Annotated in this window: 19 protein-coding genes; all 19 read left to right on the top strand. The window is 43.1% G+C overall.

Annotated features, from left to right (window positions below):
- The first annotated feature begins 27 nt into the window (after window positions 1-27).
- Window positions 28-864: a pur operon repressor gene (gene purR, locus ACSVDE_RS18700; protein ID WP_439302432.1), complete on the top strand. Its 837-nt coding sequence runs from the start codon at window positions 28-30 to the stop codon at window positions 862-864.
- On the top strand, window positions 861-1,235 hold the full coding sequence (locus tag ACSVDE_RS18695; protein WP_439302431.1) for a RidA family protein: 375 nt from the start codon (window positions 861-863) through the stop codon (window positions 1,233-1,235). The genes purR and ACSVDE_RS18695 overlap by 4 nt, the downstream gene beginning before the upstream one ends.
- Before the next feature lie 380 nt (window positions 1,236-1,615).
- Window positions 1,616-1,906: a septation regulator SpoVG gene (gene spoVG, locus ACSVDE_RS18690; RefSeq protein WP_221569249.1), complete on the top strand. Its 291-nt coding sequence runs from the start codon at window positions 1,616-1,618 to the stop codon at window positions 1,904-1,906.
- Window positions 1,907-2,118: 212 nt separating this feature from the next.
- Window positions 2,119-3,507 (top strand): bifunctional UDP-N-acetylglucosamine diphosphorylase/glucosamine-1-phosphate N-acetyltransferase GlmU, encoded by a 1,389-nt coding sequence (gene glmU, locus ACSVDE_RS18685; protein ID WP_439302430.1) that lies wholly within the window; start codon window positions 2,119-2,121, stop codon window positions 3,505-3,507.
- Window positions 3,508-3,512: 5 nt separating this feature from the next.
- Window positions 3,513-4,463, top strand: coding sequence for a ribose-phosphate diphosphokinase (locus ACSVDE_RS18680; RefSeq protein WP_439302429.1), 951 nt, complete (start codon window positions 3,513-3,515; stop codon window positions 4,461-4,463).
- Window positions 4,464-4,547: 84 nt separating this feature from the next.
- Window positions 4,548-5,207, top strand: coding sequence for a 50S ribosomal protein L25/general stress protein Ctc (locus tag ACSVDE_RS18675; RefSeq protein WP_439302428.1), 660 nt, complete (start codon window positions 4,548-4,550; stop codon window positions 5,205-5,207).
- A 488-nt stretch (window positions 5,208-5,695) separates the two neighbouring features.
- Window positions 5,696-6,256: an aminoacyl-tRNA hydrolase gene (gene pth / locus ACSVDE_RS18670; protein ID WP_439302454.1), complete on the top strand. Its 561-nt coding sequence runs from the start codon at window positions 5,696-5,698 to the stop codon at window positions 6,254-6,256.
- 59 nt (window positions 6,257-6,315) lie between these two features.
- The gene (locus ACSVDE_RS18665) at window positions 6,316-6,546 is read left to right on the top strand and encodes an anti-sigma-F factor Fin family protein (protein WP_226552639.1); all 231 of its coding nucleotides are present in this window, start codon (window positions 6,316-6,318) and stop codon (window positions 6,544-6,546) included.
- A gap of 164 nt (window positions 6,547-6,710) precedes the next feature.
- Window positions 6,711-10,250: a transcription-repair coupling factor gene (gene mfd, locus ACSVDE_RS18660; RefSeq protein ID WP_439302427.1), complete on the top strand. Its 3,540-nt coding sequence runs from the start codon at window positions 6,711-6,713 to the stop codon at window positions 10,248-10,250.
- A 166-nt stretch (window positions 10,251-10,416) separates the two neighbouring features.
- Window positions 10,417-10,953, top strand: coding sequence for a stage V sporulation protein T (gene spoVT, locus ACSVDE_RS18655; RefSeq protein ID WP_439302426.1), 537 nt, complete (start codon window positions 10,417-10,419; stop codon window positions 10,951-10,953).
- Window positions 10,954-11,125: 172 nt separating this feature from the next.
- Complete coding sequence (locus ACSVDE_RS18650) at window positions 11,126-12,718, top strand: putative polysaccharide biosynthesis protein (protein ID WP_439302425.1); 1,593 nt, start codon at window positions 11,126-11,128, stop codon at window positions 12,716-12,718.
- Window position 12,719: 1 nt separating this feature from the next.
- Entirely contained in the window at window positions 12,720-14,201 is a 1,482-nt protein-coding gene (gene mazG / locus ACSVDE_RS18645; protein ID WP_439302424.1) for a nucleoside triphosphate pyrophosphohydrolase, read from the top strand.
- Between the two features lie 88 nt (window positions 14,202-14,289).
- Window positions 14,290-14,562 (top strand): HU family DNA-binding protein, encoded by a 273-nt coding sequence (locus ACSVDE_RS18640; protein ID WP_226552629.1) that lies wholly within the window; start codon window positions 14,290-14,292, stop codon window positions 14,560-14,562.
- A 3-nt stretch (window positions 14,563-14,565) separates the two neighbouring features.
- Window positions 14,566-14,832: an RNA-binding S4 domain-containing protein gene (locus ACSVDE_RS18635; RefSeq protein WP_439302423.1), complete on the top strand. Its 267-nt coding sequence runs from the start codon at window positions 14,566-14,568 to the stop codon at window positions 14,830-14,832.
- 236 nt (window positions 14,833-15,068) lie between these two features.
- A complete protein-coding gene (locus ACSVDE_RS18630; protein ID WP_439302422.1) occupies window positions 15,069-15,731 on the top strand; it encodes a hypothetical protein in 663 nt (220 codons plus the stop codon).
- A 70-nt stretch (window positions 15,732-15,801) separates the two neighbouring features.
- Window positions 15,802-16,116, top strand: a complete 315-nt coding sequence (gene yabP / locus ACSVDE_RS18625; protein WP_226552625.1) for a sporulation protein YabP — start codon at window positions 15,802-15,804, stop codon at window positions 16,114-16,116.
- Window positions 16,113-16,715 carry a spore cortex biosynthesis protein YabQ gene (gene yabQ, locus ACSVDE_RS18620; protein WP_439302421.1) on the top strand — a complete coding sequence of 201 codons (603 nt, stop codon included), beginning with the start codon at window positions 16,113-16,115 and terminating at the stop codon, window positions 16,713-16,715. Before yabP ends, yabQ begins: the two co-directional genes overlap by 4 nt.
- 12 nt (window positions 16,716-16,727) lie before the next feature.
- Entirely contained in the window at window positions 16,728-17,111 is a 384-nt protein-coding gene (locus ACSVDE_RS18615) for a septum formation initiator family protein (RefSeq protein ID WP_226552621.1), read from the top strand.
- A gap of 72 nt (window positions 17,112-17,183) precedes the next feature.
- Entirely contained in the window at window positions 17,184-17,609 is a 426-nt protein-coding gene (locus ACSVDE_RS18610) for a S1 domain-containing RNA-binding protein (RefSeq protein WP_439302420.1), read from the top strand.
- Window positions 17,610-17,719: the final 110 nt, after the last annotated feature.

Raw genomic sequence — 17,719 nt, 5'->3', positions numbered from 1 at the left:
AAATATTCGGTTTTGGAGGAATTAAGCATGAAATTAAAACGAAGCAGCAGGCTCGTTGATTTGACTCGTTATCTCCTCCAGCATCCACATGAACTCATTTCTCTTTCTTTTTTCAGTGATCGATACGGAGCTGCAAAGTCATCCATAAGCGAAGATTTGTTGATTATTAAAGAAAACTTTGAGGGACAAGGTGTAGGCTGGTTGGTAACTGTACCTGGTGCAGCAGGAGGCGTCCGGTATATTCCGCGCGTATCAGAAGATGAAGCACGTGAAGTGATTGAAGAACTGAAGGGTCTATTAAGCTCTTCAGAACGTGTACTTCCAGGTGGATATCTTTATATGACGGATATCATAGGGAATCCTTCGATCATCAATAAGGTTGGACGGATGTTTGCATCCATGTTTGCAGATCGTTCGATTGATGTTGTCATGACCGTAGCGACAAAAGGGATTCCACTCGCATACGCTGTTGCATCCTATCTGAACGTTCCAGTTGTGATTGTCCGTAGCAATAGTCGCGTCACTGAAGGTTCAACGATGAGCATCAATTACGTTTCCGGTTCGACTAAAAGAATCCAAACGATGGCGTTAGCGAAAAGAAGCCTGCCATCAGGCTCCAACGTCTTGATCATCGATGACTTCATGAAGGCAGGCGGCACAATCAAAGGTATGATGGATCTACTTCAAGAATTCGACGCGACAATGGTAGGAATCGGAGTACTTGTTGAATCTGAGGAAGTCCAGGAAAGACTTGTCGATGACTATATTTCTTTAGCTCGTCTCTCCAATGTCGATACGAGAGAGCAGAAGATACAAGTTGAAGCAGGTAATTACTTAGATCAGATGGAGGTTGGAAGCGAATGAAGAAGATCCATACGACGAACGCACCTGAAGCGATCGGGCCATACTCCCAGGGAATCGTTGTAAACAACATATTTTATAGTTCTGGTCAGATTGCCCTCACTCCGGAAGGCACACTTGCTGGTGAGGATGTCCAAACACAAACGCATCAGATCTTTTCTAACTTGAAGGCTGTTTTGGAAGAGGCGGGAGCATCCCTCGATACAGTCGTCAAAACAACGGTCTTCTTAAAGGATATGGATGAGTTTCCGACCGTGAATGAAATTTACGGAAGTTACTTCGAGAATCATCAGCCTGCACGTTCTTGTGTAGAAGTGTCCAAGCTTCCGAAAGACGTACGGATTGAAATTGAAGTCATTGCACTAGTGAAATAAGAAGAACAAAAGCCAACGACAGCAACTAATGCTATCGTTGGCTTTTTTTATTTTCTTTGGGCTCTTTTCTTAAGAATTGTTGCTTTTAGATAGAAACAACTTGTGGATTTGATTGGAGTGCAGGGTGCGAGACTCCAGCGGGATCAGCGGGACAGGTGAGACCAATCAATGTGGCAACGCGACGAGTGGGCTCACCGCACGCCCCGCGGAAAGCGAGCACCTGAAGCGGAAATCAACTACTTTCTTGCGACAACAGCCTTTCTTTTTAAGTTGATTAAATTTTTTCATTATTTTTTATATTCCGAGCAGGAAAAAGTTACAAGTGTGTAGAAACCTCTTAGTACGCTGGTATTTATAAAAAAGGTGGTGTGTTTTACAAAATGGAAGTAACTGACGTAAGACTTCGACGAGTGAACACAGATGGGCGTATGAAGGCGATTGCTTCAATTACCATCGATCATGAATTCGTAGTTCATGATATCCGTGTAATCGACGGAAACAATGGAATGTTTGTTGCAATGCCGAGCAAGCGGACGCCAGATGGTGAATTCCGTGATATCGCACATCCGATCACATCAAACACTCGTGAGAAGATCCAGACAGCTGTGTTAACCGAATACCATCGTGTAGGGGAATTGGAGTCCGCACTTGAAGAAGCCGGTGCATCCTAATAATCTACGCAACTAAGAACCTGATCACCTTCGATTAGGTTCTTTTTATTGTGGCGTGAACAGTATGGATACCAATCATTGGATATGAATCATTCTCCTCCTACATAGAATGTTTCAATATAGCGACAAATGGCGCCTTTCCTTGAATCATACAGGATTATAAGATATATTCATATTGGATAAAGGTCAACAACGAGCATTGGAGGATATATATGTCGAAACGATATGCGGTTGTGTTAGCAGCTGGAAAAGGTACCCGAATGAAATCTCGTTTATATAAAGTGTTGCACCCTGTAGGTGGTAAACCGATGGTTCAACATGTTGTCGATCAGATTAAAGAAGTACAGGTCGATCAAATCGTCACGGTCATTGGTCATGGAGCTGAAAAGGTGAAAGATCAGCTCGGTGCTGAAGTGAATTATGTGTTGCAAGAGGAGCAGCTCGGCACAGGTCATGCCGTCATGCAAACAGAGGATTTGTTAGGAGACCTTGAAGGTACGACACTCGTCGTCTGTGGTGATACACCATTGATTTCAGCTGAAACGATGGATGCACTCTTGAAACATCATGAAAAAGAAAACGCGAAAGTCACTTTACTGACGGCACATGCAGAAGACCCGTTCGGATATGGAAGAGTCATCCGAAAAGAGGACGGAACTGTTTCGAAAATCGTCGAACATAAAGACGCGACTATTCATGAACAAGCTGTTCAAGAAATCAATACAGGTACGTACTGTTTTGACAATAAGACGTTGTTTGAAGCGCTGAAACAAGTGACGAATGACAACGTACAAGGTGAATACTATTTGCCGGATGTCATCGAAATCGTGAAAGAGCAAAATGAAACGGTGGCAGCTTACCAGACCCCTGCATTTGAAGAAACGATTGGCGTTAATGATCGAGTTGCCTTATCGGAAGCGGAGCGTCTGATGAAGAAGAGGATCAACACCAAACATATGAAGAACGGTGTTACGATCATTGATCCACAACAGACGTATATCACTTCCGATGTGAAGATCGGAGCAGATACGGTCATCTACCCTGGAACCGTATTATCCGGGAATACAGTAATCGGTGAAGAGTGTACCATCGGACCGAATGCAGAAATTAAAGATAGTCAGATCGGTAACGAAACGACGATCAAACAATCCGTGGTACACGATAGTGAAGTCGGAGACAAAGTTGCGATTGGACCCTACGCTCATATCCGTCCACAATCACAGTTGGGGAATGAGATCAAGATCGGGAACTTTGTAGAAGTGAAGAAATCTAAGATGGACCACGGTAGCAAGGCATCGCATCTGAGTTACATCGGTGATGCTGAGATCGGTAAAGACGTCAATCTCGGCTGTGGATCGATCACTGTCAACTACGACGGTAAAAACAAGCATCTGACGAAAGTTGGAGATGGAGCATTCATTGGATGTAATTCCAATTTGGTTGCCCCCGTCACAGTTGGAGAAAATGCTTATGTTGCAGCTGGATCGACGATCACTGAAGATGTACCTGGCGAAGCTTTGTCCATCGCTCGAGCTCGCCAAACGAATAAAGAAGGTTACGTTTCTAAAATACAGGAAAAGCAAAACAATCACAGGGGGTAATAAGCGTGTCCAAGTATGAGAACTCGAAGTTAAAAGTATTCACCTTAAATTCCAATGAAGGCCTGGCTGAAGAAATTACTGAACACATTGGTGTTCACATGGGGAAATGTTCTGTTCAACGTTTCAGTGACGGAGAAATCCAAATCAACATCGAAGAAAGCATTCGTGGTGGCGAAGTATATGTCATCCAATCCACTTCTTCTCCGGTCAACGAAAATTTGATGGAACTATTGATCATGATCGATGCATTGAAGCGTGCATCAGCTAAGACAATCAATGTTGTGATTCCTTACTATGGATATGCAAGACAAGATCGTAAAGCTCGTTCAAGAGAGCCGATTACGGCAAAGCTCGTTGCAAACCTTTTGGAAACAGCAGGAGCAACACGTGTCATTTCCATGGATCTTCACGCACCGCAAATCCAAGGTTTCTTCGATATTCCAGTGGATCAACTGCTTGGTGTACCGACATTGGCGAATTACTTCGAAAGCAAGAACTTAGAAGATGTCGTCATCGTCTCTCCTGATCATGGCGGAGTGACACGTGCTAGAAAAATGGCGGACCGCTTGAAAGCACCTATTGCGATCATCGATAAGCGTCGTCCACGACCGAATGTTTCCGAAGTCATGAATATCGTCGGTAACATTGAAGGGAAAACGGCGATCTTGATCGATGATATCATCGATACAGCAGGAACGATTACACTTGCGGCAAACGCATTGATTGAAAATGGTGCGACAGATGTGTATGCTTGCTGTACACATCCAGTGTTATCTGGTCCTGCGATTGAACGTATCCAAAATTCAAAAATCAAAGAGCTCGTAGTAACGAATACGATCGCACTACCTGAAGAGAAATTCATTGATAAATTGACACAGCTTTCAGTAGCACCTCTTCTAGGGGAAGCGATTATCCGAGTTCATGAGCAACAATCTGTAAGTAAGCTGTTCGATTAATCTTTTTGTCTGATTGATGTTTGAACCTATCTGTTTTCGGGTATAGTTTTAAAATAGTAACTGACACAGGAAGGTGATTTCGTTATGGCTATCGATTTAGATGTGAAAGTAAGAGATGATTTCAGTCGTTCTACTACAAGGAAGTTACGTGAAGAAGGCAATGTACCAGCAGTCTTCTATGGAAACGGTGATAGTAAGCCGATCTATCTTAACAGAGTCAATTTCGTAAAATCGATCCGTGAAAACGGAATTAATGCAGTCATCAATTTGAAAATCGACAACAAAAAACATTCTGCTATGGTACAAGACCTGCAGATCGATCATTTGAAAGATCTTCTGATTCATGTCGACTTCAGAGAAATCGACTTGAATGAAGAAACAGATGCAGATGTACCTGTACGTCTTGTCGGCGAGCCTGCTGGAGCGAAAGAAGGCGGCGTCGTACAGCACTTCTTACATGACATTACGGTTAGAGCGTTGCCAGCTGATATTCCAAGTGAGATCGAGGTCAATATCGAGGAATTGAATATCAGTGACGCATTTACAGTTGCAGATGTCATTGAAAATTCTTCGTACAACATCATGACAGATCCGGAAGAGGTTGTCGTTTCAATCGCACCTCCGACTGAAGAACCGGAAGAAGAAATGATCGATGAAGAAGATCAAGAACCAGAAGTCATCAGTGATAAAGACGATTCTGATGATGACGGGGAAGAAGAAGCAGAAGAGAAAAAAGAAGATTAACATCGACGAAATATTCATATTCATACAAAGGCGTAGCCGCTTTGGTTGCGCCTTTTTCTACGTCTAATAGAAAGGTTGGTTTCTTCGGAATTCACTCCCTTTCCGCGGGCGAACCGCAAGCCTCACTTCCACAGGATGTGCTGGCTTCGACGTTCACCACAGGACGTGGTGGGGTTTAGTCGAAGATCCTTTAAGATAAAATAGACTTTAGAAAAGCACTTACGTTTTCTTGATGTCTAGCTTCAGCACCCAGCCACTTGGATCACTTCAGCCTTCTTGCGGCGGCAACAGCCTCCTCATCAGGCCTTCGGTGACCTTCGTGGCTGAACGGGTGCTTAAGCTTTTCTAAATTGTAATAAAGTTGAAACCATCCTCTGGGAGGATGGAACGACTTAATCTGGAATAGAATAAGAAAGTTCATATGAGGAGTTATATTCAAAATGTTGAATAAGATTAAGCAATTGTTTGAAAAGGAAGGTCATGAAGACATGAAGGTAATCGCTGGTTTAGGTAATCCAGGAAGCAAGTACGAAGAAACACGTCATAACGTCGGATTCAAAGTGATTGACCAACTGTCTGAGTCACTGTCTATTCCATTGAATAAGCAAAAGTTCAACGGGTTGTATGGCATAGGGGAAGTAAACGGGCATAAAATATGTTTATTAAAACCTCTCACCTATATGAATCGTTCTGGAGACTCCATCATTCCACTGATGAAGTATTATAAAGTCGATCGTGAAGATCTGCTTGTCATTTATGATGATCTAGACACAGTACCGGGAAAGCTGCGTCTTCGTGAAAAAGGAAGCGCAGGCGGTCACAATGGGATGAAGTCCATCATACAGCATTTAGGTACTCAGGACTTTAAAAGGGTCCGAATCGGAATCGGAAGGCCTGAGCCAGGTGAAGCTGTACCCGATTATGTCTTGAAAACATTCCGTCCCGATCAACGAGATGCGATTACAGAAGCTCTCGATCGATCTGCCAAGGCATGTGAAAGTTGGATCCAAAAGCCATTTTCTCAAGTGATGAACCGGTACAACGGGTGAATAGAAACGCCTCTTAGCGACCATAATGAGAGTATAACAGGTCACTGAGGAGGCGGAAGATGGCAGTCTATTATTCATGTAAGCATTGTAATGTCCAGATCGGTAAGCTGGATCTGCATTCTGTCGGTTCAACGGATTTAGGATTGAATCAACTGACCGATCAAGAGAGGGAAGAATACTTATCCTATGATGATCAAGGACATATGTATGTAAAATCCATTTGTGAGGACTGTTATGAAATGCTAAGAAGGAACCCAGATTTTCATGCACTGGATTCATTTATACAGTAAACAGCTTTGGTTCACACACCAAGGCGTTTTTTGCTGTGTAAGAAGTAGCCTGGCTGTTCATAAAAGTCTTTATCATTTTAATGGATTGAAAAATCTATAGACAACAAGAAGATACAGTTTAGGGAATTTGGACTCCCATTCCTACTGGGAAGGAGATAAAAGTGATGCAAGGTTTATTGAAGTATTTTTGTGATAATGATGATTTCCAATCCCTCATTACAGGTATGTCGGAAGGTCTGCGGGAGCAATTGGTTTCTGGTTTATCGAACTCTGCTCGTACCTTATTGATGGCTGGCCTATATCAATCGAATAGTCGTGCTCAGCTCGTCGTTACACATAACCTTTTTCAAGCTCAAAAGCTATATGAAGACTTAGTGGCGATTCTCGGGGAAGAAACGGTGCATTTGTATCCAGTGAACGAGCTGACTTCTGCTGAAATCGCAATTGCCAGTCCAGAATTGAAATCTCAACGGATTGATGTTCTGAACCGATTGGCGGACAGGTCTGACGGCGGAGTGATCATCACTCCGATTGCAGGCTTGAGAAGAATGATCCCTCCGAAGAATGTATGGAACGCGAGGCGTGTAACATTCAAGCGAGGTACGGATATCGAACTGGATGACGTGAAGAATCAGTTGATTGCCATGGGTTATGAACGTTCTGATATGATTACTGGTCCAGGGGAGTTCAGTATTCGTGGGGGGATTCTCGATATCTTTCCACTGACCGAAGCACAGCCTCTTCGAATCGAGTTGTTTGATACAGAAGTGGATTCCATCCGTTATTTTGACGTTGAAACACAAAGATCTGAAAATCAACTTCAAGAGATCCAGGTTGGGCCGGCAGAAGAAATCATACTTTTTCCGGAACACTACGAAAGAGCCGTTTCTAAGGTTGACCTCGGGTTATCGAGATCACTCCAAAAAATAAAAGACGCGGGAGTAAAGGAGAAGCTCACCGAAAACATCGGGTACGAAATCGAACAGTTAAAACATCGACAAACATTCCAAGGAATGTACAAATACATTTCCTGCTACTATGAACACCCTGCTAGTTTGCTAGACTATCTTCCCGAAGATGCGCTGGTCATTATGGATGAAATCAGTCGTGTCCAGGAGACTTCTTCAAATTTGGAGAAGGAAGAAGCAGAATGGCATACGACTTTATTGAATCAGGGAGAGATTTTGTCAGGATTACGCCTTTCCCATCAATATGAGGATCTGGTCAATCGACCGAAGCTTATGTTCTTATATCTTTCTTTATTCTTAAGACATGTTCCACACACCAATCCTCAGAACATCATCAATATGAGCTGTAAAGCGATGCAAAACTTCCATGGACAATTGAATGTCCTCCTTTCTGAAGTGCAGAGATGGCATAAGAGTAAAGATGCCGTCGTCTTTTTGGCTGCCAACAAAGAGCGGGCCAAGCGTCTTGAACGTGTCATGGAAGATTACAAAATCGAAGCGGCACTCACAGACGGTAATACGCCACTCACACCGGGTAAAAACCATATCATCATCGGTGATTTGAATGGTGGATTTGAGCTACCGATGCGTAAGTTGGTCGTTTTGACAGAAGAGGAAGTATTCACGAAAAAAACAACGAGAAAACCGAGAAGACCACAGAAGGTTTCAAATGCTGAACGGATCAAAAGCTATTCTGAGTTGAAGGTCGGCGATTACGTCGTCCATATCAACCATGGGATCGGTAAATACCTCGGTATTGAAACGCTCGAAATCAATGGTGTTCATAAGGATTATCTCAACCTTAAATATGCAGGCGATGACAAACTGTATGTCCCTGTAGAGCAGATTGACCAGGTGCAGAAGTTTGTCGGATCGGAAGGGAAAGAGCCGAAGGTCTATAAACTGGGCGGCAGCGAATGGAAGAAAGTCAAAAGCAAAGTCCAATCGTCTGTCCAGGACATTGCTGATGATCTCATCAAGCTTTATGCAGAACGTGAAGCGTCGAAAGGATATGCGTTCTCTGAAGATGCAGGACTTCAGCAGGAATTCGAAAGTGCCTTCCCATATCAAGAGACGGAAGATCAGCTGAGGGCGATTGAAGAGATCAAGAAGGATATGGAGATGGAACGTCCGATGGATCGATTGCTATGTGGAGATGTCGGTTATGGAAAAACAGAAGTAGCGATCCGTGCTGCTTTCAAAGCGATCAATGATGGTAAGCAAGTCGCCTTCCTCGTACCGACGACAATCCTTGCCCAACAGCATTACGAAACGTTCCTGGAGCGTTTTGCTGAGTTTCCGATTACGATCCGTTCGTTAAGCCGTTTCCGGACACGGAAGGAACAAACAGAAACGTTAAAAGGACTGAAGGCAGGAACCGTCGATATCGTCGTCGGAACACATCGTATTCTGTCTAAAGATATCCAATTCAAAGATCTTGGATTGCTGATCATTGATGAGGAGCAACGATTCGGTGTAACCCATAAAGAGAAAATCAAACAGATGAAAACAAATGTGGACGTACTTACGTTGACGGCGACACCGATTCCACGTACGTTGCATATGTCGATGCTTGGCGTTCGTGATTTATCTGTCATCGAAACTCCGCCTGAAAACCGCTTCCCGGTCCAAACGTATGTGGTCGAGTATAGCGGAGGCATCATACGAGAGGCGATCGAGCGTGAATTATCTAGAGGCGGTCAAGTGTACTTTTTATATAATAGGGTCGAATCGATTGAACGGATGGCTGATCAGATATCCCAGCTTGTTCCGGATGCCCGCGTTGCATACGCTCATGGTCAGATGCGAGAAAATGAACTTGAATCGGTGATGATCGACTTCTTGGATGGTAACTATGACGTACTAGTCAGTACGACGATCATTGAAACAGGGGTCGACATTCCGAATGTAAACACGTTGATCGTCAACGACGCCGACAAGATGGGCTTATCGCAGTTGTATCAGCTGCGTGGACGTGTCGGACGCTCCAATCGCGTCGCTTATTCCTATTTCATGTATCAACGGGATAAGGTGCTTACGGAAGTAGCGGAGAAACGTCTACAAGCGATCAAAGAATTCACGGAATTAGGTTCGGGCTTCAAGATCGCGATGCGAGATCTTTCGATTCGTGGTGCGGGTAACCTGTTAGGTGCGCAACAACATGGATTCATTGATTCTGTCGGATTCGATCTTTACTCTCAAATGCTGAAGGAAGCGATTGAAGAACGGAAAGGCGAGAAACCGAAGAAGAAGGAATTTGAACTTGAGCTGGATCTTAACGTCGATGCGTACATCCCTTCTTCCTATATTGCGGATGAAAAACAGAAAATCGACATGTATAAACGCTTCAAGGGAATTGAGAACTTTGAGGATGTCTTGGATCTTCATGATGAAATGATCGATCGTTTCGGTGACTATCCAGAGCAAGTGGAGAACTTATTTGCGGTATCCAGAATCAAACTTTACGCACAACGAGAGAAAGTCGAAAAGGTCGAACAGATGAAGAACAACCAGGTACAGCTTCTATTGTCGAAAGAAACGACACTGCAGCTAGATGGAAGCAAGCTTTTTGATATCGTGAATAAAATAGGTCGTCATGTGAATCTTGGGATGGAGAAAGAACAGATCAAAGTCATCGTGAACCATAAGAAAATGGCGGATGAGAAGCTGTTGAAGACGATTGAAGAGGTGCTTGAAAAAGTACCGGATGCCAAAAAAGAAACCGTCCAGGCCTAATGATGATAGGAGGCTTCCACTTTTCGAAGAATTTTCCGTTTAAGTGAATAGATTAAGCGAACGTACGGATACTAAAGGAAAATCAATGGTATATTTATTCATTTGTACCATGAATGCTATTGTATCTCCATTATCTTGCAACGATAGAAAGTGAGGGCAACAAAGAATGAAAGCCACAGGTATCGTACGTCGTATTGATGATCTTGGACGGGTCGTCATTCCAAAGGAAATTCGAAGAACCCTGCGCATTCGTGAGGGAGATCCTCTTGAAATTTTCGTTGACCGTGAAGGGGAAGTCATCCTTAAGAAATACTCGCCGATAAGTGAGCTTGGAGATTTTGCTCAGGAGTACGCAGAATCATTGTACGAGCACACCCAACACATCGCATTGATTTCGGACAGAGATGCATTTATAGCGGTAGCTGGTGGAGGCAAGAAGGATTACTTGAATAAGAATATCGGCAAAATGATCGAATCCTCAATGAATGATCGAAAATCACTCGTGTCTGCACAAGCTACGACAGTAGAAATTTCAGATGGCAATAGTGAATCTGTTGCACACGTCATTGCACCGATTGTAGCGAACGGGGATCCGATCGGGGCAGTCGTATTGCTCTGCAAGACGGACAAGCAGATCGGAGATGTGGAACAGAAATTAGCGGAAACAGCAGCTGGATTTCTAGCCAAACAAATGGAGCAATAAGAAAAGAAGCAGGCGAGTCTGCTTCTTTTTATTTTTGTTTTTTAAAGCTATATAAGAGTTCACCCCTTATCAGGTTCACCTTTTCTCATGATATAATGGGGCTATTATTGTACTTCTTAAGGAAGCCTTATTGGCTTGCCGAGTTTTCTTTATCGAAATAGGCGGTGGCTTGATGTTCAACCAAACGGAATTGCATAAGTCGTTCTGGAAAGGGACGCTCGTTGTATCTGGTGCAGCACTCCTTGTGAAGATACTGAGCGCATTTTACCGTATCCCCTACCAGAACATCGCCGGAGATCTAGGACTTTACGTGTACCAACAAGTATACCCATTCTACGCTATTGCGTTTGCGTTAAGCCTTTATGGATTTCCGCTTATCATCTCTAAGGTATTGTCAGAAAATGAATTACAGCATACAAAAGAGACGCTGACTACAATCTTGATTGGATTGAGCAGCTTCTTCGGTCTGATTTTCTTATTGTTATATTTATCGGCTCCTGCTATCGCGGGTGCCATGAACGATCCGTTACTGGTGAAGCCGCTTCGGGTCGCCTCTTATTCCTTTTTGTTCGTACCGGTTCTGTCGGTTATAAGGGGATTTTTCCAGGGAAAGAAAGAGATGACCCCAACAGCGATTTCGCAAGTCGTGGAACAATTCTTCCGAGTGAGCCTCATATTGATCCTGACGATTTGGCTCGTCTCCCACGGAGTGGATCACTACACAGTCGGAAGTGCTGCTGTATTTGGTGGCTTGATCGGAAGTATGGCCTCCATTGTTGTTTTGCTCCTATATGTGAAAAAGAAAGCAACTGCAATCGGTCCATTGAGCGTACTTTCTCGTAAACGAACAGTTCCTTTGATGGTATCCGTTATAAGAGGGGGATTCGCGATCTGTATTACGGCGGTCATGTTTGCCTTGTTCCAATTGGTGGATGCCCTCCAAGTTGTGCCGGGCCTGGAAAAGGTGGGTGTCGCTCTTCTTGATGCCAAGGTGAGTAAAGGAGTCTTTGATCGTGGACAACCCCTTCTGCAATTAGGGACGGTCTTAGCGACTTCTATGGCATTACCACTCATCCCGTATATTGCAAAATCGAACCGAGAAAGAGATCAGGAAAAGATCATCAACCTGACAGGTCAAACATTGAAGTTCAGTTTTATCATAGGAGGAGCAGCAGCGGTCGGGCTTGCTATCATCATCTCTCCGACAAACGTCTTTTTGTATGAGGACACGAAGGGTTCGATTGCGCTCGGTATACTCGCTGCTGCAATTTTGTTCGGTTCCATTGCGATCACTTCATCAGCGATTTTACAAGGACTCGGAAAGATCGGATATCCTGTTTTGTTCATCATGATTGCGTTGGTGATCAAAGCCATCTTGAACCTTTGGCTGATTCCAAAATGGGGTATTTCAGGTGCGGCCATCACAACCGTGATAAGCACAGCATTTGTAGCTTGTTGTAATCTTTTCATGGTCCAACGATTGACGAACGTCTTCCAGATGCAACGCTTTTACAGTCTGAAGGTTGTCTTTTCACTTCTCCTGATGGCTGTCGGGACGTTCTTATGGAAAGAATTGTGGCTCATGTTCCATCCTGTTGAAGATCGCTTTGTCGCAGGTTTAGTCGCGTTGACAAGCGCTGTGTTCGGAGCGCTCATTTATTTGATCGCCCTTATGAATCAGAGGGTTTGGAAATATGAAGAGCTGGAAATGCTGCCGAAAGGAAAGTACTTGATCAAATGGTTTTACAGAGAAAGGAGCGGTTAACATGGGAAATACAATTACGGTCATCGGATTAGGATCAGGCGATTTGGATCAGATCCCGTATGGCGTCTATAAACGAATCAAACAATCGGAGCATCTTTTTTTACGGACGAAAGAGCATCCGGTCGTGAAAGAGCTGGAAGCAGAAGGAATCAAATTCGAGAGCTTCGATGATCTCTATGTACAGGAAAATGCGTTCGAAAGTGTGTACCATGAAATCGTGGAGCGGTTATGGGTGGAAGCGGAAGATAAATCAATCGTATACGTCGTTCCAGGTCACCCTTTTGTAGCCGAACAGACCGTCCAGCTTTTGATCGAAGGGCAGGAAAAGCACAACACGGAAGTAGAATTCAGAGGTGGACAAAGCTTCCTGGATGCCATGTTCCAGGCGTTACGAATCGATCCGATCGATGGATTTCAACTACTGGATGGTACAAGCCTTACTCGAGACCAAATGAATGTGCAACAGCATATCATCATTGGACAAGTATATGATGCATTCATCGCTTCCCATGTAAAATTGATTCTGATGGAGCGCTATCCAGATGATCATCCGGTACATGTCGTCACAGCTGCTGGTTCAAGTGAAGAAACGATTGTATCTGTACCGCTTTACGAACTGGATCGTCATGTCGAGTTGCATAACCTCACTGCTCTTTATGTAGAACCGATTCGGGATACGAGTAAATTAAGCAGGGAATTCACGCAATTACGTCATGTAATCCAGACGCTCAGAGGACCGGAAGGATGTCCGTGGGATAAAAAACAGACTCATGAGAGTTTACGCCGATATTTACTTGAAGAGGCCTACGAAGTCATTGAGGCCATTGATGAACAGGATGATGATCATTTGACCGATGAGCTGGGGGATGTGCTCCTTCAAATCATGCTTCATGCACAAATCGGTGAGGATGATGGTTATTTTACCATTGAGGATGTCATTCAGGCTCTGACGGAAAAAATGATCCGTCGTCATCCGCATGTATTTGGTGATGACTCACTTGAAACAGCTGAGGAAGTCAAAGAAACGTGGGATGAAATCAAGAAGAAGGAAAAAGGCGGACAGGATAGGACTTCCATTTTGGATGGGACAGATCAATATCCTGCATTGATCCGTGCAGAGAAACTACAGAAAAAAGCTGCCAAGGTCGGATTTGACTGGGACGAAGTTGAACCGATCATTGAAAAGATCAAAGAAGAATTGAATGAATTCCACCAAGCGGTTGAGACAGAAGATCAGCAGGAGATGGAAAGTGAACTGGGAGACTGCCTATTTGCACTTGTGAACCTATGCCGTTATTATGGGATAGACCCTGAACTCGCTCTCAACAGGACCAATCGGAAGTTTTATGATCGGTTCCGTTATATCGAGGAAACGCTTAAGAAGAAGGGTGTCTCTTTTGAGGAAGTCACTTTGGAAGACATGGACATTTTGTGGGAACAGGCAAAAAATATGTCTAAAAAGAAGGAATCTCTCGAAGAATAGAGAACTTTATTCTTTGGAATGGACAGAGAAGCGTGGTTTGACGCGAATTTGTCTATCAAACAAGGAAGAATACTAGGAGGTACATACAATGAACAAAAATGATCTAGTCAACAATATTTCTGAAAAAGCGGGCATGACGAAGAAAGACGTTGAAACAGTCGTGAACAGCCTATTGACTGAAATTACAGATGCTCTTAAGGATGGCGACAAAGTACAATTCGTCGGATTTGGTACATTCGAAACTCGTGAGCGCTCTAGCCGTACAGGACGTAACCCACAAACTGGTGAAACGATCGATATCCCAGCATCTACAGTTCCTGCTTTCCGTGCAGGAAACAAGCTGAAAGACGCAGTAAAGTAAAATATGCGTCTTGATAAGTTTCTGAAAGTTTCTCGCTTGATCAAACGACGTACAGTTGCGAAAGAAATTTCGGATCAAGGGAGAATCTTGATTAACGGGAACGCTGGGAAGGCGTCCTCTACCATCCAACCGGGAGATGAACTACAAATCCGGTTCGGACAGAAGATCGTTACGGTAAAAGTGGAAGACTTAAAAGAGACAACGAAAAAGGAAGACGCAGCGTCCATGTATTCGATCGTTAGCGAGCAACGTATAAACGACGACGCATAATGATTGGATAAGCTGTACTTTCATCATAGAGAATTTATTAAATCGGGGTTAGTACTATAACAGAAAGATTGACTGGCAGAAATGTCACCTGTCTACGCGTCATTCTACTAGAATGGAGCAGCACGATAGGATGGACAGCTGTCGGTCGATCTTTTTTAGTTTGTTCCTGTCACTCACATAATCGAACGTGCTGAATCATATTTTATTGGTAATTGTTTGTAAAGGAAGCGATTCATATGGATCTGAGTTGTTTTGGTGACAGTCATGTCTTGGTCTTTCAATATATTAAAGATCATCAATTTCTAAAAAAGACGAACATTTCCATATGTCATGTAGGCGGGGCCACAGCATTAGGGATGGTGAATCCTAACTCAAAAACGAATGCCCTTCAAACCTTTAATCTCTCAATCCACCCACTCCCCCGCAATAGGACATTATTATTCATGTTAGGAGAAGTAGATTGTGGCTTTGTAATATGGTATCGAGCTCAAAAATACAATTTATCCGTCTCCAGTCAATTAAATGAAACTCTGACGAATTATTTTTCATTTTTAAAAAGCATACAATCATTAGGCTTTCAACATATCGTTGTTGCAACACCTCCACCCCCAACTATTAAAGACCATCAGAGTTGGGGCGATGTTGCAAATCTTAGAAAAGGCATAAGTGCAACCCAAAAACAACGGACAGAACTAACCCAACAATACAATCAGATTTTGAGAAAGTATTGTAAGAATAACAGCTTGAAATTATTGGACACAGAGCAAGATTTTATTGATGGAGCGACTGGCTTAGTAGATTGTAAATATCTAAACAAAGACCCTTTAGACCATCATCTGGACTTAGCAGCATCTGCGGCTGTTTATGTACGAAAACTTAATGAGTTAGGTATCGTATAGCAGAGAGCTTGTTCTATTCCCACGCTTGCCTTCATACATTGGTACAAACTATGTTTGGGGGGGAGCTACCATGGATCAATATTACGATTACAATGGTTCCAATTACAATAAACCCACAACGGCACCGGATCATGATGTGAAGATGAGAGGTCGTAAAGCGCTCGATATCACCGGAGTCAAACAAGTGGAAAGCTTTGATAACGAAGAATTCTTGCTTGAAACCTCAATGGGCTTTCTGGCAATCCGCGGCTATAATTTGAAAATGAAAAACTTGAATTTGGAACAAGGACTCGTCTCAATCGAAGGGAAAGTGTACGATCTCGTTTATCTCGATCAGCAACAAGGGGATAAAGCTAAAGGATTTTTTAGCAAGCTGTTCAAATGAGTTTGAATGTGCAACTCTACACGATTTTAGCAATGGTCGGGAGCGGTATCTGGATTGGAGCTGCTCTCGATACGTACCATCGCTTTCAACCCCGAGATCGAAAGTGGAATTGGTTGAGGTTCATCAATGACATTGTCTTCTGGATTTTACAAGCTCTCCTCATATTCTATGTATTGTTACAAGTCAATCATGGAGAAGTGAGGATCATCATATTCCTGGCCTTATTATGCGGTTTCGCTGGATACCAAAGTTTATTGCAAAAAGCCTACAGAAAGTTATTGGAGTTCATCATCAAGGTGGTAATCGGCATCGCGAGAATGATCCGCAACATCATTTCAGCACTTCTTATACAACCTGTAAAAGTCATATTGAAACTCCTTCTTACCTTGAGTAAAATGATAGGTAGACTTCTATTATCCATCCTTCTCTTCATTTCTGGCATTCTTCTCTTTCCTCTTAGAAAAATCGGTCTATTCATCTACAATCGATGGTTGAAACCGATTCAAGTAAAAATGTTAACAAAACTAAAAGAGAAAGCAGGATTTTTGAAGAAGCCAACGAATAAAGTGAAAGACTGGATTGGAAAACTTAGAAGGTAAAGGGGGTTCAGGATGGTTCAACGAAATGACAAAATAACAGCCTTAAACGAAAACATCATGGATCAAGAAAGAAAAAAGCAAGATCGTGCCCGGCGTAGGAAGAAGGGACTTTATCGACGTCTTGTCGTTTTCGGTGTTCTGGTTGTTATCATGTTTGCCGTCATGATTTCCACACTTACCTCTCAAGCAACTGTCATTGCTGAGAAGAAAGAAGAGCAACAGAAAGTAGAACAAAACTTGGAAGATGTGAAAAAAGAAAAAGCACAATTAAGCGAAGAAGTGAATAAACTACAAGACCCTGATTATATTGGTGAGGTCGCTCGAAGAGATTATAATATGTCCAAACCAGGTGAGACGATTTTCAAACTCCCTAAGAACAAAGAGGAGTCGCGTTGACCTTGATTTTACGGGCATGTATAATAAAGTGAATTTAATTTTTTCAAACTTTAAGGAGGAGCAATTTTTACAATGACAATTGAAGTAGGCAGCAAATTGAAGGGAAAAGTATCAGGTATTACCCATTTTGGAGCATTTGTCGAGCTGCCAGATGGTATCACCGGTTTAGTCCACATTAGTGAGGTTGCCGATAACTACGTCAAGGACATTAACGAACACCTTTCTGTCGGGGATGAAGTTGAGGTAAAAGTCATTAACGTTGATAATGACGGCAAGATCGGGCTTTCCATCAAGAAAGCGAAAGATCAGCCACCAAAACCGAATCGCAGACCAGACCGCCCTCGTGGTAAGGGAGGAAAACCTAGAAGACAGAATAATGAATTCGTGTCATTCGAAGATAAGTTGAATCGTTTCTTGAAAGATAGTGATGAACGTTTATCTACCTTGAAGAGGCAAACCGAATCGAAACGTGGAGGACGCGGTGCACGTCGAGGGTAATGGAATCTGCTGCTTACCGATTGTAGTAAAAATAAGCTCATTAATCGGAATATGCAAGCAATCATTCAAAGACTGACAAATTTGTCAGTCTTTTCTTATTGAGATGACTG

The sequence above is a fragment of the Pseudalkalibacillus sp. Hm43 genome (genome assembly GCF_051842935.1).
Lineage (GTDB): Bacteria > Bacillota > Bacilli > Bacillales > Fictibacillaceae > Pseudalkalibacillus.
Note: the sequence above shows the minus strand (reverse complement) of the source record. Positions and strands in the feature narration are given on the sequence as shown.

Coding starts and splice junctions, on each gene's coding strand:
- ACSVDE_RS18665 (WP_226552639.1), top strand. CDS start 6,316: ATGGCAGTCTATTATTCATGTAAGCATTGTAATGTCCAGATCGGTAAG.
- yabP (WP_226552625.1), top strand. CDS start 15,802: ATGGATCAATATTACGATTACAATGGTTCCAATTACAATAAACCCACA.
- ACSVDE_RS18630 (WP_439302422.1), top strand. CDS start 15,069: ATGGATCTGAGTTGTTTTGGTGACAGTCATGTCTTGGTCTTTCAATAT.
- purR (WP_439302432.1), top strand. CDS start 28: ATGAAATTAAAACGAAGCAGCAGGCTCGTTGATTTGACTCGTTATCTC.
- ACSVDE_RS18615 (WP_226552621.1), top strand. CDS start 16,728: ATGGTTCAACGAAATGACAAAATAACAGCCTTAAACGAAAACATCATG.
- ACSVDE_RS18635 (WP_439302423.1), top strand. CDS start 14,566: ATGCGTCTTGATAAGTTTCTGAAAGTTTCTCGCTTGATCAAACGACGT.
- glmU (WP_439302430.1), top strand. CDS start 2,119: ATGTCGAAACGATATGCGGTTGTGTTAGCAGCTGGAAAAGGTACCCGA.
- mfd (WP_439302427.1), top strand. CDS start 6,711: ATGCAAGGTTTATTGAAGTATTTTTGTGATAATGATGATTTCCAATCC.
- ACSVDE_RS18695 (WP_439302431.1), top strand. CDS start 861: ATGAAGAAGATCCATACGACGAACGCACCTGAAGCGATCGGGCCATAC.
- ACSVDE_RS18610 (WP_439302420.1), top strand. CDS start 17,184: ATGACAATTGAAGTAGGCAGCAAATTGAAGGGAAAAGTATCAGGTATT.
- ACSVDE_RS18650 (WP_439302425.1), top strand. CDS start 11,126: ATGTTCAACCAAACGGAATTGCATAAGTCGTTCTGGAAAGGGACGCTC.
- spoVT (WP_439302426.1), top strand. CDS start 10,417: ATGAAAGCCACAGGTATCGTACGTCGTATTGATGATCTTGGACGGGTC.
- yabQ (WP_439302421.1), top strand. CDS start 16,113: ATGAGTTTGAATGTGCAACTCTACACGATTTTAGCAATGGTCGGGAGC.
- spoVG (WP_221569249.1), top strand. CDS start 1,616: ATGGAAGTAACTGACGTAAGACTTCGACGAGTGAACACAGATGGGCGT.
- pth (WP_439302454.1), top strand. CDS start 5,696: ATGAAGGTAATCGCTGGTTTAGGTAATCCAGGAAGCAAGTACGAAGAA.
- mazG (WP_439302424.1), top strand. CDS start 12,720: ATGGGAAATACAATTACGGTCATCGGATTAGGATCAGGCGATTTGGAT.
- ACSVDE_RS18640 (WP_226552629.1), top strand. CDS start 14,290: ATGAACAAAAATGATCTAGTCAACAATATTTCTGAAAAAGCGGGCATG.
- ACSVDE_RS18675 (WP_439302428.1), top strand. CDS start 4,548: ATGGCTATCGATTTAGATGTGAAAGTAAGAGATGATTTCAGTCGTTCT.